This is a genomic window from Saccharopolyspora sp. NPDC050642 (assembly GCF_040654735.1).
GTDB classification, from domain to species: Bacteria; Actinomycetota; Actinomycetes; order Mycobacteriales; family Pseudonocardiaceae; genus Saccharopolyspora; species Saccharopolyspora elongata.
Map to the genome: position 1 here is coordinate 76,578 of NZ_JBFAIN010000033.1, position 15,871 is coordinate 92,448.

17 protein-coding genes are annotated in these 15,871 nt (G+C 70.0%); 16 read left to right on the forward strand and 1 reads right to left on the reverse strand.

Annotated elements, in window-relative coordinates; genetic code table 11:
• Positions 1-65 precede the first annotated feature (65 nt).
• The 16 genes from carB (at position 66) to metK (ending at position 15,736) form a co-directional block, all read left to right on the forward strand.
• On the forward strand, positions 66-3,386 hold the full coding sequence (gene carB, locus AB0H93_RS34330; protein ID WP_358578669.1) for a carbamoyl-phosphate synthase large subunit: 3,321 nt from the start codon (positions 66-68) through the stop codon (positions 3,384-3,386).
• Positions 3,383-4,231 carry an orotidine-5'-phosphate decarboxylase gene (gene pyrF / locus AB0H93_RS34335; RefSeq protein ID WP_358578671.1) on the forward strand — a complete coding sequence of 283 codons (849 nt, stop codon included), beginning with the start codon at positions 3,383-3,385 and terminating at the stop codon, positions 4,229-4,231. The genes carB and pyrF overlap by 4 nt, the downstream gene beginning before the upstream one ends.
• Positions 4,232-4,349: 118 nt before the next feature.
• The gene (locus AB0H93_RS34340) at positions 4,350-4,829 is read left to right on the forward strand and encodes a hypothetical protein (RefSeq protein WP_358578673.1); all 480 of its coding nucleotides are present in this window, start codon (positions 4,350-4,352) and stop codon (positions 4,827-4,829) included.
• 95 nt (positions 4,830-4,924) lie between these two features.
• Positions 4,925-5,431 (forward strand): YbaB/EbfC family nucleoid-associated protein, encoded by a 507-nt coding sequence (locus AB0H93_RS34345; protein WP_358578676.1) that lies wholly within the window; start codon positions 4,925-4,927, stop codon positions 5,429-5,431.
• A gap of 639 nt (positions 5,432-6,070) precedes the next feature.
• Entirely contained in the window at positions 6,071-6,394 is a 324-nt protein-coding gene (locus AB0H93_RS34350) for a hypothetical protein (RefSeq protein WP_358578679.1), read from the forward strand.
• Positions 6,391-7,557: a hypothetical protein gene (locus AB0H93_RS34355; protein ID WP_358578681.1), complete on the forward strand. Its 1,167-nt coding sequence runs from the start codon at positions 6,391-6,393 to the stop codon at positions 7,555-7,557. Before AB0H93_RS34350 ends, AB0H93_RS34355 begins: the two co-directional genes overlap by 4 nt.
• Positions 7,554-8,282, forward strand: a complete 729-nt coding sequence (locus AB0H93_RS34360) for a hypothetical protein (RefSeq protein ID WP_358578683.1) — start codon at positions 7,554-7,556, stop codon at positions 8,280-8,282. The genes AB0H93_RS34355 and AB0H93_RS34360 overlap by 4 nt, the downstream gene beginning before the upstream one ends.
• A 12-nt stretch (positions 8,283-8,294) precedes the next feature.
• The gene (locus AB0H93_RS34365; RefSeq protein WP_358578686.1) at positions 8,295-8,996 is read left to right on the forward strand and encodes a hypothetical protein; all 702 of its coding nucleotides are present in this window, start codon (positions 8,295-8,297) and stop codon (positions 8,994-8,996) included.
• Between the two features lie 165 nt (positions 8,997-9,161).
• Positions 9,162-10,277: a serine/threonine-protein kinase gene (locus tag AB0H93_RS34370; protein WP_358578688.1), complete on the forward strand. Its 1,116-nt coding sequence runs from the start codon at positions 9,162-9,164 to the stop codon at positions 10,275-10,277.
• Positions 10,274-10,732, forward strand: coding sequence for a hypothetical protein (locus tag AB0H93_RS34375; RefSeq protein WP_358578691.1), 459 nt, complete (start codon positions 10,274-10,276; stop codon positions 10,730-10,732). The genes AB0H93_RS34370 and AB0H93_RS34375 overlap by 4 nt, the downstream gene beginning before the upstream one ends.
• A gap of 118 nt (positions 10,733-10,850) precedes the next feature.
• On the forward strand, positions 10,851-11,381 hold the full coding sequence (locus AB0H93_RS34380) for a DUF3558 domain-containing protein (RefSeq protein ID WP_358578693.1): 531 nt from the start codon (positions 10,851-10,853) through the stop codon (positions 11,379-11,381).
• 502 nt (positions 11,382-11,883) lie between these two features.
• The gene (mihF, locus tag AB0H93_RS34385; protein ID WP_029535742.1) at positions 11,884-12,201 is read left to right on the forward strand and encodes an integration host factor, actinobacterial type; all 318 of its coding nucleotides are present in this window, start codon (positions 11,884-11,886) and stop codon (positions 12,199-12,201) included.
• Positions 12,198-12,800 carry a guanylate kinase gene (gene gmk, locus AB0H93_RS34390; RefSeq protein WP_358578695.1) on the forward strand — a complete coding sequence of 201 codons (603 nt, stop codon included), beginning with the start codon at positions 12,198-12,200 and terminating at the stop codon, positions 12,798-12,800. The genes mihF and gmk overlap by 4 nt, the downstream gene beginning before the upstream one ends.
• Before the next feature lie 103 nt (positions 12,801-12,903).
• Complete coding sequence (gene rpoZ / locus AB0H93_RS34395) at positions 12,904-13,197, forward strand: DNA-directed RNA polymerase subunit omega (protein ID WP_010310991.1); 294 nt, start codon at positions 12,904-12,906, stop codon at positions 13,195-13,197.
• On the forward strand, positions 13,194-14,459 hold the full coding sequence (gene coaBC, locus AB0H93_RS34400; protein ID WP_358578698.1) for a bifunctional phosphopantothenoylcysteine decarboxylase/phosphopantothenate--cysteine ligase CoaBC: 1,266 nt from the start codon (positions 13,194-13,196) through the stop codon (positions 14,457-14,459). Before rpoZ ends, coaBC begins: the two co-directional genes overlap by 4 nt.
• Positions 14,460-14,554: 95 nt before the next feature.
• Entirely contained in the window at positions 14,555-15,736 is a 1,182-nt protein-coding gene (gene metK / locus AB0H93_RS34405) for a methionine adenosyltransferase (RefSeq protein ID WP_358578711.1), read from the forward strand.
• Here the strand turns inward: metK and AB0H93_RS34410 are convergent.
• The coding region (locus AB0H93_RS34410) for a catalase-related domain-containing protein (RefSeq protein ID WP_358578713.1) at positions 15,714-15,871 on the reverse strand (158 nt) is incomplete at its 5' end. The genes metK and AB0H93_RS34410 overlap by 23 nt on opposite strands.

The window sequence follows — 15,871 nt, forward strand, 5'->3', positions numbered from 1 at the left end:
TCGGAACGAGAGATGCCGCGACACGCAACCACATCTGTGAATCGCGGAGAGGCGGGACGGCGCTGATGCCGAAGAGGACCGATATCAAGCACGTACTCGTCATCGGTTCCGGGCCGATCGTGATCGGCCAGGCGTGCGAGTTCGACTACTCCGGTACGCAGGCGTGCCGGGTGCTGCGCGAAGAGGGCATCCGCGTCTCGCTGGTGAACTCGAACCCGGCGACGATCATGACGGACCCGGAGTTCGCCGATGCGACCTACATCGAGCCGATCACCCCGGAGTTCGTGGAGAAGGTGATCGAGGCCGAGCGGCCGGACGCGATCCTGGCCACCCTCGGTGGGCAGACCGCGCTGAACACGGCGGTCGCGCTGCACGAGCGCGGGACGCTGGAGAAGTACGGCGTGGAGCTGATCGGCGCCGACTTCGAGGCGATCCAGCGCGGCGAGGACCGGCAGCGGTTCAAGGACATCGTGCGCGCCGTCGGCGGCGAGGTGCCGGAGTCGGCGGTGTGCAAGTCGATGGAGGACGTGCGGGCGTTCGTCGCCGAGCGCGGCCTGCCGGTGGTGATCCGGCCCAGCTTCACCATGGGCGGCCTGGGTTCGGGCATGGCGCACACCGAGGAAGACCTGGAGCGGATGGCCTCCTTCGGGCTGGCCGAGTCGCCGGTGCACGAGGTGCTGATCGAGGAGAGCGTCCTCGGTTGGAAGGAGTACGAGCTCGAGCTGATGCGCGACCACGCCGACAACGTGGTGGTCATCTGCTCGATCGAGAACATCGACGCGATGGGCGTGCACACCGGTGACTCGGTGACCGTGGCGCCGTCGATGACGCTGACCGACCGCGAGTACCAGCACATGCGCAACGTGGGCATCGCGGTGCTGCGCGAGGTCGGGGTGGACACCGGCGGCTGCAACATCCAGTTCGCCATCCACCCGGGCACCGGCCGGATGGTCGTCATCGAGATGAACCCGCGGGTGTCGCGGTCCTCGGCGCTGGCGTCGAAGGCCACCGGCTTCCCGATCGCCAAGATCGCCGCGAAGCTGGCCGTGGGCTACACGCTGGACGAGATCCAGAACGACATCACCGGCGAGACCCCGGCGAGCTTCGAGCCGACGCTGGACTACGTGGTGGTGAAGGTTCCGCGGTTCGCCTTCGAGAAGTTCCCGGGCGCGGACCAGGAGCTGACCACGACGATGAAGAGCGTCGGCGAGGCGATGGCCGTGGGCCGCAGCTTCTCCGAGGCGCTGGGCAAGGCGCTGCGCTCGATGGAGACGAAGGCGGCCGGTTTCTGGACCAAGGCCGACCCCGAGGGCGTCACCGTCGAGTCCACTCTGGACGAACTGCGCACGCCGCACGACGGGCGGCTGTACACAGTGGAGCGCGCGCTGCGGCTGGGCGCTTCGGTGGAACAGGTGCACGAGGCCTCGGGCATCGACCCGTGGTTCGTCGACCAGATCCTGGCATGGGTCGAGCTGCGCGGCGAGCTGGTCGAGGCGCCGGTGCTGGACGCCGCGCTGCTGCGGCGCGCCAAGCGGGCCGGGCTGTCGGACCGGCAGATCGCCGCGCTGCGGCCGGAACTGGCCGGTGAGGACGGCGTTCGCGCGCTGCGGCACCGGTTGGGCGTGCGGCCGGTGTACAAGACGGTCGACACCTGCGCGGCGGAGTTCGCGGCCCGGACGCCGTACCACTACTCGGCCTACGAGTCCGACCCGGCGGCCGAGTCGGAGGTCACCGAGCAGCGCGAGCGGCCGAAGGTGATCATCCTCGGCTCGGGTCCGAACCGCATCGGCCAGGGCATCGAGTTCGACTACTCCTGCGTGCACGCCGCGATGGCGCTGCGCGAGGCCGGGTACGAGACCGTGATGGTCAACTGCAACCCGGAGACGGTCTCCACCGACTACGACACCTCGGACCGGCTGTACTTCGAGCCGCTGACCTTCGAGGACGTCCTGGAGGTCGTGCACTCCGAGCAGCAGTCCGGCACCGTGGCGGGCGTGATCGTGCAGCTCGGCGGCCAGACCCCGCTGGGCCTGGCGAAGCGGCTGGCCGACGCCGGGGTGCCGGTCGTGGGCACGCCGCCGGAGGCGATCCACCTGGCCGAGGACCGCGGCGCGTTCGGCGACGTGCTCGCCGGGGCGGGCCTGCCCGCGCCGAAGTACGGCACCGCGACGTCGTTCGAGGGCGCCAAGCGGATCGCCGACGAGATCGGTTACCCGGTGCTGGTGCGGCCGTCCTACGTGCTCGGCGGCCGGGGCATGGAGATCGTCTACGACGAGGCGTCGCTGGAGAACTACATCGCCCGCGCCACGGAGGTCACCCCGGAACACCCGGTGCTGGTGGACAACTTCCTCGACGACGCGATCGAGATCGACGTGGACGCGCTCTGCGACGGCACCGACGTCTACCTCGCCGGCGTGATGGAGCACATCGAGGAGGCCGGCATCCACTCCGGCGACTCGGCGTGCGCGCTGCCGCCGATCACGTTGGGGCGCCAGGACATCGAGCAGGTGCGGAAGTCCACTGAGGCCATTGCGCAGGGCATCGGCGTGCACGGCCTGCTGAACGTGCAGTACGCCCTCAAGGACGACGTGCTGTACGTGCTGGAGGCCAACCCGCGCGCCTCGCGGACGGTGCCGTTCGTGTCGAAGGCGACCGCCGCGCCGCTGGCCAAGGCGGCGGCCCGGATCATGCTCGGCGCCAAGATCGCGGACCTGCGCGCGGAGGGCATCCTGCCCGCGGAGGGCGACGGCGCGGACCTGCCGGTCGACGCGCCGGTCGCGGTGAAGGAAGCCGTGCTGCCGTTCCACCGGTTCCGCACCCGCGAGGGCGTCGGCGTGGATTCGCTGCTCGGGCCGGAGATGAAGTCCACCGGCGAGGTGATGGGCATCGACGTCTCCTTCGGGCAGGCCTTCGCCAAGTCGCAGGCCGGCGCGTACGGCTCGCTGCCCACCTCGGGCCGGGTGTTCGTGTCGGTGGCGAACAAGGACAAGCGGTCCCTGGTGTTCCCGGTCAAGCGGCTGGCGGACCTCGGGTTCGAGATCCTGGCCACCAGCGGCACCGCGGAGGTGTTGCGCCGCAACGGGATTCCGTCGACCCTGGTGCGCAAGCACACCGAGAAGGACGGCCAGGAGCGCGACATCGTCGAGCTCATCAAGGCGGGCGAGGTCGAGATGGTGATCAACACCCCGTACGGCAATCCGGGCCCGCGCGTGGACGGCTACGAGATCCGCACCGCGGCGGTGTCCCGCGACATCCCGTGCATCACGACGGTGCAGGGCGCGGCGGCGGCGGTGCAGGGCATCGAGGCCGCCATCCAGGGCAACATCGGAGTCCGGCCCCTGCAGGCACTGCAGGCGGCCCTGCGGCAAGGCGGTGAGCAGCGATGACCGATCCGCTGCGGGCGAGCTTCGGGCAGCGGCTGACGGATTCGGTGCGGGCGCGCGGCGCGCTGTGCGTCGGCATCGACCCGCACCCGTCGCTGCTGCACGCCTGGGACCTCGACGAGAACCCGCAGTCGCTGGAGCGGTTCGCGATGACCGCGGTGGAGGCGCTGGCCGGTGAGGTCGCGGTGCTCAAGCCGCAGTCGGCGTTCTTCGAGGTGTACGGCTCGGCCGGGATCGCGGTGCTGGAGAAGACGATCCGGGAGGCGCAGCAGGCCGGTGCGCTGGTGCTGCTGGACATCAAGCGCGGCGACATCGGTTCCACGATGACGGCGTACGCGATGGCCTACCTGGACGAGCACGCGCCGCTGGCGGCCGATGCGATCACGGTGTCGCCGTACCTCGGCTACGGCTCGCTGGCCCCGGCCATCGGCATCGCGGAGCAGACGGGGCGCGGGGTGTTCGTGCTGGCGCGGACCTCCAACCCGGAAGGCGCGGGCCTGCAGCAGTCGATCCACGGCAGCGGCGACTCGGTCGCCCAGTACATCGTGGACTCGGCGGCGGAGACCAACGCGGGTGCGGAGCCGATGGGGCACGTGGGGGTGGTGGCGGGAGCCACGATCCGCCCGGAGGAGCTGGACTTCTCCCGCCTCAACGGCCCGATCCTGGCCCCGGGCCTGGGCGCCCAGGGCGCGACGGTGCAGGGACTGCGGGCGGTGTTCGGGAAGGCGTTGCCGAACGTCCTCCCGGCGTCGGCCCGGGACGTCCTCCGCCACGGCCCGACGGTCGACGGCCTCCGTTCGACGGCCCGCAGGATCCGCGACGAGGTGACCGAACTCCTCCAGGGCTGATTCGGCGAGCGAGGGGTGTCCCCGGCCGGGGGCACCCCTCGCTTCTCATTGGTTCTGGTACGAAGTCCGCGTGCATCCCGCAACGAATGGCGCTGTTGCGCAGAAGAAACCGCCTCGCGTGCTGCGGTGGATCGTCGTCCTGGTGCTGGTCTGGCTGGTCACCGGCGGCTACTTCCTGGTTTCCACCAGCGCCGCGATCTGGTCCGGGACCGTCGGCCAGGGCCAGGCCACGGCCGATCCGGTCGCGCGCGTGGAGCTCGATCGGGGGCAGCCGTTCGGGCTCGCCGCCCACCGGGACGAGTACGTGAAGTGCCAGGTGGTCCCGGAGGCCGGTGAGGCGCGCGAGTTCGTCCCCGACCGCCCGGCGAACAGCCTCCGCAGCGCACGGCTGCCGGGGCCGGAACCGGCGTGGTTCTCCGGCGCCGCCGAGGTCCGCTGCACGGGGCCGACGTCGGTGGTCCTGCCGGAACGCTACGACAAGACCGGGCAGTACGTCCTGATGGGGCTGATGGCCGCGTCCAGCCTGATGATCGTGGTGGTCCTCGTGCAAATTGCGCGGCGTGTCCGTTTCGGCAATAGGCTGCACGCCCCCGGCTGATTTGCTCGCGGGAACGGATTTTCGAACGGCACGAGGGGCCGTGGCCGGTCGGATAGTCTCGGCCCCAACGGATCGGAAGTTAAAGGGGACAGACGGTGAGCAGCGCGTCTGAGCGCATCCAGGAAATGATGCGCAAGTTCGAGGAGCAGGCGCAGAAGGCGTCGGAGCTGCAGTCCAAGATGCAGGACATGCAGGGCACGGCGAGCAGCCAGGACCGGTCGGTGACGGTGACCGTGGCGCCGTCGGGAGCGGTGCTGGACCTGCGCCTGGCGCCGAACGCGGTGCGCCAGTCCGCCAACGAACTGCAGGCGCAGATCATGGCCACCATCCGCCAGGCGACGGCGATCGCGGCGGAGCAGATGAACGACGCGGTGGCGCCGATCCTCGGCGACCAGTTCGACAAGTTCCAGGAGGCGTTCAACGTCGAAGGCGTGGCGATCAAGCCGACCGCCGTGGACGAAACGCCCGAGCAGGCAAGCCCCACGCCGCCGCCCGCCCCGACCCGCCCGCCGTCGGCGGCTCCGGCAACGCCGCAGCGGCCGCCGCAGCGGAGCGCGGACTACGACGATGACGACTTCTCCTCGGGCTCCTTCCTGCGCTGACGAAGTGCCGTTCGACGCTGGGCACGCCAACCGGTCGCGGTTGGCGTGCCTTGCTTTGTTCTGCGCGCGTTGAGGTTTCGCGGCTTCGCTCGGCCGGGCTTCGGTTTCTATTGCCGGGCGGGCGCGGGTTTCGGAGTTCGGCCTCGGCGAAATGGTGATCGACGGCACGTGGGCGGTGTCAATGCGAGCGCCGAGGACAATGGTCGGCCGCTGTGGGAGCGAAACCGGGAGGAAGGCGGAATTCGTCGCAATCCAGGCGTTTTCGGCGGTTTCCTCGGGGGCTTCGTCGTCGAGGGTGGGAGTCGGGTTTGCCCGGAATGACTTGGTAGGGGGTTCCGCGCTTGAGCTGGGGATGATGTGGCGTGACCCGGCCTTGCCGGTGGGCGCCGGGCTTAGAATGCGAGGCGTGATCGCGGGTTGCAGGTGGCCGGTTTTTGTCCGTTTTGCGCTGCCGTTTCCCGTCTCGCGGGGATCAAAAAGAACATCGAAGACGAAACGACCACAACTGCGGGAATGGCGGAACTGTTCGCCTTTCATCGGGAACCATCTGCTGGTGCCGCAACGTCCAAGTGATCACCGCAGCGGAATTCCGATGACGACTCCTCTGCGGGCTCGTTTCTTCGCTGAGGGGGTGCTGTCTTGACTGATTTGAAGATGACGCCGGGCACGTTGACCGGCCACGGCCAGGGGTGCGAGAGCCTGGCCGACAAGTTCGGCCAGCTCGCCGACCTGCTCCACCAGGCCAAGGTCGACGACCAGTGCTTCGGTCCCATCGGCGACGCCGTGGGCCTGAGCAGCAAGTACTTCGAAAGCCTGGACTCCTGCAAGGACCTGGCGTCCAAGGCGCAGGAATTCCTGCTGCACATGAAGGAATCGCTGGACGAGACGGTCAAGGACTACGCGGAGACCGAGAAGCAGATCTCGGAGATGCTGAAGAAGGCCGGAGAGGGGCTGGGCGGATGAGCGCGCCGCAGGGACCGGGGGACCTCCAGAGCCTCAACAAGGGCGACGGGGACTCGAAGAACTGGTTCGAGCAGGCCGCGGGCCGCGGCTCGTCCTGGGTGTCGGCCGGCCAGGACCTCGCCGACGCGTCTTCGCCGCCGGAGTGGGGCGTGGCCACCGTGTCCGCGCGGGCGGAGGTGCTGCAGAGCCTGGCGAGCCCCGGCCAAGCGCTGATGGACAACGGCCTGGGCTTCCTCGTCTCGATCGTGCTCAGCCCGTTGATCGAGCTGGCCGAGTTCGCCATCGGTGACCCCGAGCAGATGCGCGCCACCGGCGAGGGCTGGGAGAACGTCGCGAAGTGGCTCGACCAGGTCGCCGAGCAGGAGCCGCAGCGGGCGCAGGGCACGGCGGAGACCTGGGTCGGCAAGGACGGCGACGCCTTCCGCAAGCAGATGACGGAATTCGGCGACGGCACGAAGGCCCTGGCCGCGGACGTCCGCGACCTCAAGGGCACGCTGGACATGATCGCGGACATCTTCGACATGTTCGTCGAGTTCTTCATCTCCGTCGTCACCGAGCTGATCATCGGCCTGATCGTGCAGTGGCTGGCGGCGTTGGCGGCTTCCTGGATCACCGCCGGTGCCTCGGTCGGCGCGGCCAGCGCCGGAACGGCTGCGCAGGTCGCCGGCCAGGGCGCTCGGGTCGGTGGCCGGATCGCTCAGATCCAGGGCAAGCTCTACAAGCTCTTCCAGAAGCTGGAAGAGCTGCTGCAGAAGGTGCGAGAGGTCGGCAAGCTCCGCAAGGTCATCGACAAGATGAACGAGCTGCGCAACGGTGGGAAGGTTTCCCAGTTCGTGGCGCGGAAGCTTGACTCGAACCCCTTGTTCAACACCCTCACGAGGGCCGACGGGAGCACGTTCGCCACCACCACGGGCAACCGGTTCATGCAGGGTGTGACCGGCTCCGAGGCACTGGCGGGCAACCTCTCCCAGCGGTTCCTGACCAGTACGCTTGGCGGGTCGACGCGGTTGACCGGAGCGATCTTCAAGGAAGGTGCCGCGACGGCGACGGACGCGGCGATCGAGCAGGGCGCCGAGTACGCCTACGGCAAGGGCGAGGATCAGGTCACCGGGCAGATGAATGAACAAGAGCGGAAGTCGGCGCAGGAGAAGGGCTTCTCGTGATCGAAGTTCTGGCGGCTCGCCAGCAGTGGTGCCGGCCAGGGGAGCCCATCCTGTGGTGCCTCCGGTCGCAGCACAGCTACCTCTTCGACGTCGAGGGCCTCGACGAGAAGGGGAAGCCGAAGAAGGGGTGGGGCGCGCGCGCCGCCCTCGGCATCGGCGACGCCGCCGGAGGCGTCCTGGGCGGGGTCTTCGATGCGGTCACCGGTGGGGACACCGACTCCGACTTGAAGACCTGGCCCGCGGGCGTCGTGTTCGGTCCGGCCCCGAACTGCATGGCGGTCGCGGAGCTGTCCCGCATTCCCGCCGAGGCGGTGCACGGCTTCTGGGTGTTGACCCCGCACCGGTTGTCCTGGCTGACCTTCCAGGAAGCCGTCGAGGAGGCCGCGGAAGCCGAGGAGTCGAAAGGCGTCCTCGGCGGTGCGCTCAAGTTCGGGAAGGGCGCGATGAAGTTCGCCCGCGACGTCCGGGACATCGTCGCGTCGAAGCCCGAGTACGAGCCCGGGGTCGCCGTCCCGGTGCCGGCGGCCAGCGCGCACTTGGAGATCCAGCGGCCTGCCATCGCCGACGTCAGCGCGTACCAGCGCAAACTCGGCCGCGGTTACACCTCGAACAAGGCCTGGTACCTGCGCGTGCAGTTCACGGACGGCTCGGGGATCGAGATCAGCCCGTCGCGCGATGAGAAGCCCGCGCAGCGGCTGGCGGCGATGTCCCACGGAAGAATCTGACGAGGGCCAGCGATGAGGGATCGGTCCAAAGTTCTACGCCTGCTCACCGACGGCTGGTGCGCGCCCGGCGAGCAGCTCATCTTCCTCGTGGGAGGCGAGCACAAGCCGGGTTGGTTCGGCGCCACGCTCGGCAACACCCGGCAGGTTCCGTACCTTCCGCAGCAGGACGACGGCTTGCAGCCGCCGTGGCCGCTGGTGAACGCCCGTCTGTCGGCGGGGGAGTTCATGGCGGACGAGTGGGTGCACGACCCGGCCGTGTGGGGCTGGTTCCACACCGACAACCCGGGGCGAGCGGCCGCGCAATGCGGGGACGCGCTGAGCCGCGGGAAGCACTTCTCCTGGTTGGCGTGCAGCAACCGCCGGCTTGCGGTGATCGTGGAGGCGGATGCGCGCGCCGATGCGCTGAAGGCCGCTGAACAGCAGAAAGCATCGGAGGGCGAGGAGTCTTCCGGGCTGCTGGGTGGCTTGTTCGGCAAGGGCAAGGCGAAGGGCGAGGATGATCAGCCGCGAGCGCCGCAGCACCCGGCCGGCCCGATCGAAACCTGGTGGGAGATCCCGATCCCGCACGTCGGCCGGTTCACCTCGGCCGAGCGCGGTCGGGGCGGCGAGCCTGTGGAGTTCTTCGGAATCCAGTTCGCGGACAACTCGGTCCTCGAGTTCCGCCTGATCAACGCCCCGGATCTGGTCGAGACCGCGTACCTGAACCTTCGTTGAGGCGTGCCGTGCGCATCGTCAGCTACCTGATTTCGCTGGGTTTCGCCTTCACCGCGGTGGTCTTCCTGTTCGCCTGACCCCGATCGGCCTGGGCACTGCGGCCCGAACAAGCGCGGACCGTCGGTCCGTTAGGGTTTTCCTGGTGACCGGCTGTTCGGAGGGTTGATGGGCGACGCACCTCTGCTGGGCGGGCGCTACCGGCTGGGCGCTCGCCTGGGTACCGGCGGGATGGCCGACGTGCACCGGGCTATGGACACCCGGCTGCAGCGCGTCGTCGCCGCCAAGGTCTTCCGCTCCGGTGCCGATGCCACCGGGCGGGAGCGGTTCGCCGAGGAGGCGCGGATCCTCGCGGGGTTGAGCCATCCCGGCCTGGTCACCGTGCACGACTTCAGCGCCAGCGAGGACGAGCTCTACCTGATCATGGAGCTCGTCGAGGGCCGGACGCTGGCCGACGCGATCGCCGCGGGCCCGCTGCCGCCGGAGCACGTCGCCGACCTCGGTGGGCAGCTGGCCGACGTGCTGGCGCACGTGCACGACAACGGGATCGTGCACCGCGACGTGAAGCCGTCGAACGTGCTGATCGAAGGCGACGGCAAGGCTTTCCTGGCCGACTTCGGCATTTCCCGGCTGGCCGCCGCGGTCGCGCGGATGACCAGTTCCGGGATCATCGTCGGCACCGCCACCTACATGGCGCCGGAGCAGGTCAGCGGCGGCGAGGTCAGCTACCCGGCGGATGTCTACGCGCTCGGCCTGGTGCTGCTGGAATGCGTCACCGGCCGGGTCGAATACCCCGGTGCGGGCGCGGAAAGCGCCGTGGCGAGGCTGGTGCGCGCGCCGGAGGTGCCGGTCGGGATTCCCGCGCACCTGCACCGGGCGCTGATCGCGATGACCGCCGCCGCACCGGAGCGGCGACCGACCGCCGCGCAGAGCGCGGACCTGCTCAGCGGCCGGTCGACCGAGGTGATCCCGCGGATTCCGGCCGCCCCGCAACGGCCGACCGAACCGCCGAACCGGCCGATGACCCAGCACTTCCCGGTCGCCGAGCCGCCGAACCGGCCGGTCACCCAGCACCTCCCGGTCGCCGAGCTCCAGCAGCGGCGGAACCGTCGGCCGCTGCTGCTGGCCGGCGGCGGGCTGCTGGTGCTGCTGGTGGTGCTGATCGGGTTCCTGTCGCTGCCGGAAGCGCCCGTCGCGCCGACGCTGCCGCCGGAGTCGGGGCCAGCGGGGGTCGCTCGCCTGCCCGATGATCTCGCCAACCTGGAAAGGCTGGTCCGGGAATGAAACGCGCCCTCCTCGCCGCGCTCGCGCTGCTGCTCGCCGGGTGCGGTAGCGCGCCGGAACCGGTCGATCCGCAGGTTCGCCGGCAGCTCATCGCGCAGGTGGAAGCGGTGAAGACCGCGGCGCTGGCCAACGACCGCGCCGCCGCCGAGGCGGCCCTCGGCGAGCTGAACCGCGAGATCGCCACCGCGCAGGCGCAGGGCAAGCTCAACCCGGACAACGCCCGCGTCATCCTCGCCGCGGCGGACCGCGTCGCCGCGGACGTGCGCACCATCCCGCCGCCCGCGCCGCCGCAGCCGGTGATCGTGACGGTCACCCCGCAGCCGCCGCCTCCCGATCCCGGGCGTGCGGGCGCCGACGAGCCGGGGGAGCGTTGGGAAGAGCGCCAGAAGCGCTGGGAAGAACGGCAGAAGAACTGGGAAAAGCGGCTGGAGAACAACGGCAACAACGACGACTGACGAGGAAATTCCCGGTTCCCGGCAGGCGGCGAACCGGATGGCGCAGCAATGGTTGTGCCAATTTCGGCTCCTGTGGCAGTGTTCCGCTCGCAGTGCAATCTCGGACTGGAGGCGGACCGTGCGCAAGGGAATCGCGGCCGGCGCGATCGCGACCGGACTTCTGCTGGCGGGCTGCAGCTCCGGCGCGACTCCCGCCGAGCAGCCGCCGAACGGCTCCACCCGCACCGCGACGGCGAAGTCGCTCGAAGCCGGCGACCCGTGCTCGCTGCTCACCTCGGACCAGGCGAAAACCCTTGGCCTGGAGCAAGAACCGAAGCCGGGGGAGAACGCGGGCAAGCCGGGCTGCCAGTACGAGTCGGGCGCCCCCGGCGGCCCGGGCTGGGGCGTCTTCGTGGCGGCGGACCCGGAGCGCACGTTCCAGCAGTTCACCGAGGCCCAGCCGCGCGCCCAGAAGCTCGACGTCGGCGGCTACCCGGCGGCGAAGGTCAACGACGCCACGGGCTGCACGTTCGTGGTCGACGTGGCGGACGCGGGATCGCTTCTGGTCAGCGCCCTCGTGCGATCGGGAGCGCCGATCGAGGTCGGCACCAGCTGCGACGCGGCGAAGCGAACGACCGAAGCCGCCCTGCAGGCCCTCCCCGCCGCATAGCGCCCGCGGATCCGGTCGGTGTGCGATTGGTCACTTGCCGTCATCCCAGGTCCGGGGCGCTGCCGCCGGCGCCGCCGGGCCTGATCGGCGTCCGGCTGTCGCCCGGGGGTGCCGCCGCCGTCGCGGCGGTCGGCCGGCCGCCCGGAACCTTTGCGGAACTTCCGCGTAGCGGAAGCGGCGGGAGTTCTTGATCACTTCGCGGATGAGGGGCACTTCACCCCGGTGTGACCTGCGAGGACGCCGCGGAGTGGCTCAACTGTGCGGAAATCGGACACATTCGAAGAGTTTTGGCCGAGATTAGTGCACTTCAGCGGCTTTGTTGGTAGTACTTGCAACGGCCCCGTGCTCGTGCGCGCCTCGTACGAGCGGAACCAGGCGGGTCTGGGCGGCGAACCTGATGAATCCTGCTCACAAAAACGGGGACCCAAGTGGAACCCGGTGGAGCGGACTCGGTACCGTCGCCCGCACCGATCAAGAGAAACCCCACATCACGGAGGACATGGTGGCCCTTCCCCAGCTGACCGAGGAGCAGCGGGCAGCAGCTCTGGAAAAGGCGGCTGCCGCCCGTCGCGCCCGAGCTGAGCTCAAGGAGCGCCTCAAGCGAGGTGGAACCACGCTGGCGGAGGTCCTGGAGACCGCCGACAACGACGAGGTCTTGGGCAAGATGAAGGTCTCCGCCCTGCTCGAAGCCCTTCCCGGCGTTGGCAAGGTCCGCGCTTCGCAGATCATGGAGCGGCTGGAGATCGCCAACAGCCGTCGACTGCGCGGGCTGGGTGAGCGGCAGCGCAAGGCGCTGCTCTCCGAGTTCAGCGGCGAGTGATCGACGCACAAACCGGCGCTGAGCCGAGGACCGTCCGTCAGGGCGAGCCTCGGCTCACCGTCGTTTCCGGGCCCTCCGGCGTCGGCAAGTCCAGCGTGCTCAGCGAGGTGCGCAGGCAGGCCCCGGAGATCTACTTCAGCGTGTCCGCGACCACCCGCGCGCCCCGCGCCGGGGAGGTCGACGGCGAGCACTACCACTTCGTCTCGACCGCGGAGTTCGAGCGGATGATCGCCGCCGGCGAGATGCTCGAACACGCCCGCTACGCGGGAAACCTCTACGGCACCCCGCGCAAACCGGTCGAAGAGGCCCTGGCGGCCGGCCGGGCGGCCGTGCTGGAGATCGAGCTCCAGGGTGCCCGCCAGGTGCGGATGGCCATGCCGGAGGCGCAGCTGGTGATGCTGCTGCCGCCGTCCTGGGAGGTGCTGGTGGACCGGCTCACCGGTCGCGGCACCGAGCCCGCGGAGGTCGTGGAGCGGCGCCTGGCGACCGCGCGCGAGGAGCTGGCGGCCGAATCGGAGTTCGACGCGTCGGTCGTCAACGCCGATGTGCAGGCCGCTACCAGCGAATTGCTACGATTGATTCTTGGCCGCGAGCAGTGACCTCGCGCGTTCCGCGCCGACCCGGCGTCGACCGGGTTCGTCGGGCCGCCAGCCATGTCACTGCCGCCCCAGCAGACATCCACGAGGAGCAGGAGCCACTCACGTGAGCACCCCCAGCGCGCTGGCTGCGCTCAACAGCAGCCCGTCGACCAACACCGTCGAGGGCATCACCTACCCGCCGATCGACGACCTGCTCGAGCAGGTCAGCTCCAAGTACGCCCTGGTGATCTACTCCGCGAAGCGGGCGCGGCAGATCAACGACTACTACGCGCAGCTCGGCGAGGGCCTGCTGGAGTACGTCGGGCCGCTGGTCGAGCCGGGTCCGCGGGAGAAGCCGCTGTCGATCGCGCTCCGCGAGATCCACGCGGGCGTGCTCGAGCACACCGAAGGCGAGTGACGACGGTCAACAGCGGTGCGGCCGCGCCGCAGGACCGCCCGCGGGTGGTCCTCGGCGTCAGCGGTGGCATCGCCGCGTACAAGGCGTGCGAGGTCCTGCGGCGGCTGACCGAGTCCGGCCACCGCGTCCGGGTCATCCCGACCGAGGCCGCGCTGCGCTTCGTCGGCGCGGCGACCTTCGAGGCGCTGTCCGGGCAGCCGGTGGAGACCGGCGTGTTCGCCGACGTCGAAGAGGTCCCGCACGTGCGGCTCGGCCAGGAGGCCGACCTCGTCGTCGTCGCGCCCGCCACCGCTGACCTGCTGGCCCGTGCGGCGCACGGGCAGGCGAACGACTTGCTCACCTCGACGCTGCTGACCGCGCGGTGCCCGGTGCTGATGGTCCCGGCGATGCACACCGAGATGTGGGAGCACCCGGCGACGCAGGACAACGTGGCGCTGCTGCGCAGCCGCGGCGTGGTGGTCGCCGAGCCCGACAGCGGCCGGCTGACCGGCGCGGACACCGGCAAGGGCCGGTTGCCCGATCCCGCCGAGATCGTCGACCTGGCCCGGCTGCTGCTGGCCGAGCCGCGTGCGCTGCCGCGCGACCTCGAAGGCCGCCGCGTGGTGATCTCCGCCGGTGGCACGCGCGAGCCGCTGGATCCCGTCCGCTACCTCGGCAACCGCTCGTCCGGCAGGCAGGGCTACGCGCTGGCGCGCGTCGCCGCGCACCGCGGCGCGGACGTCACGCTGGTCGCCGCGCACACCGCCGACCTGCCCGATCCGGCCGGGGTCCGGGTGATCCGGGTGGGTACCGCGGAGGAGCTGCGGTCGGTGATGCTGGCCGAGTCCGACGGCGCGGACGCCGTCGTGATGGCCGCCGCGGTCGCGGACTTCCGCCCGGTGTCGCACGTCGGGCACAAGATCAAGAAGACCGATCAGGACCCGGAGTCGCTAGCGCTGACCCGCAACCCGGACATCCTCGCGGAGCTCGTCGAGGCGCGGAACGCGGACAAGCTGGCGGCGTCGCTGATCGTCGGGTTCGCCGCCGAGACGGGCGATCCGACCACCAGCGCGCTGGAGCACGGCCGCGCCAAGCTCGCCCGCAAGGGCTGCGACCTGCTGGTGGTCAACACCGTCGGCGACGGGCAGGCCTTCGAGGTCGAGGACAACTCGGGCTGGCTGCTGGGCGGCGACGGCACCGAGCAGCCGATCCCGTTCGGCGCGAAGTCCCGGCTGGCGGCCACATTGTGGGACGCTGTGAACCGGCAGCTGTCCCGGCAGTAGGCTGACCTCGCACGTCAGGCCACTGCGGTGAGTCTTTTCAAGGAATTTCAGGGAGAGTTGTGAGTCAGCAGTCGGACCTGCGCACCGGTCGCAGGTTGTTCACCAGTGAGTCCGTGACCGAAGGCCACCCGGACAAGATCTGCGACGCGATCAGCGACTCGATCCTGGACGCGTTGCTCACCCAGGACCCGCGGTCGCGCGTCGCGGTCGAGACGCTGGTGACCACCGGTCAGGTGCACGTCGCGGGCGAGGTGACCACCGACGCCTACGCGGACATCCCGACCATCGTGCGGGAGAAGATCCTGGAGATCGGCTACGACTCCTCCGCGAAGGGCTTCGACGGCAACTCCTGCGGCGTGAACGTCGCCATCGGCTCGCAGTCGCCGGACATCGCGCAGGGCGTCGACGTCGCGCACGAGTCGCGCGTCGAGGGCGTGATCGACGAGATCGCCAAGCAGGGCGCCGGCGACCAGGGCCTGATGTTCGGCTACGCCTGCGACGACACGCCGGAGTTCATGCCGCTGCCGATCGCGCTGGCGCACCGGTTGTCGCGGCGGCTGACCCGGGTCCGCAAGGACGGGGTGCTGCCGTACCTGCGGCCGGACGGCAAGACGCAGGTGACCATCGAGTACGCCGGTGACCAGCCGGTTCGCCTGGACACCGTGGTGCTGTCCACGCAGCACGCCGCCGACATCGACCTGGACTCGATGCTGGCCGTCGACATCAAGGAGAAGGTGGTCGGCCCGGAGATCGAGGCCCTCGGCATCGACACCTCCGACACCCGGCTGCTGGTGAACCCGACCGGCCGGTTCGTGGTGGGTGGCCCGATGGGCGACGCGGGCCTGACCGGCCGGAAGATCATCGTCGACACCTACGGCGGCATGGCCCGCCACGGCGGCGGCGCCTTCTCCGGCAAGGACCCGTCGAAGGTGGACCGCTCCGCGGCGTACGCGACGCGGTGGGTGGCCAAGAACGCGGTGGCGGCCGGGCTGGCCAGCCGCATCGAGGTGCAGGTCGCCTACGCGATCGGCAAGGCCGCCCCGGTGGGCCTGTTCGTCGAGACCTTCGGCACCGAGAACGTCGACCCGGCGCGCATCCAGTCGGCGATCAACGAGGTCTTCGACCTCCGCCCGGCGGCGATCATCCGCGACCTCGACCTGCTGCGGCCGATCTACGCCCAGACGGCGGCCTACGGCCACTTCGGGCGCACCGACATCGACCTGCCCTGGGAGCGCACGGACCGCGCCGAGGCCCTCAAGGCCCTCGCCAACGCCTGACCCTCCCCCGCGTCGGACCGCAGTTTGCGTCGGGCCGCAGTTTCATCATATCATTAGCCGTATTTTCAAATAGACGTTGTTGTTCTTCCGCAGTCATTAGGCGGAAAAGTTTACCTGGTTGCTCGAAGTAATTAC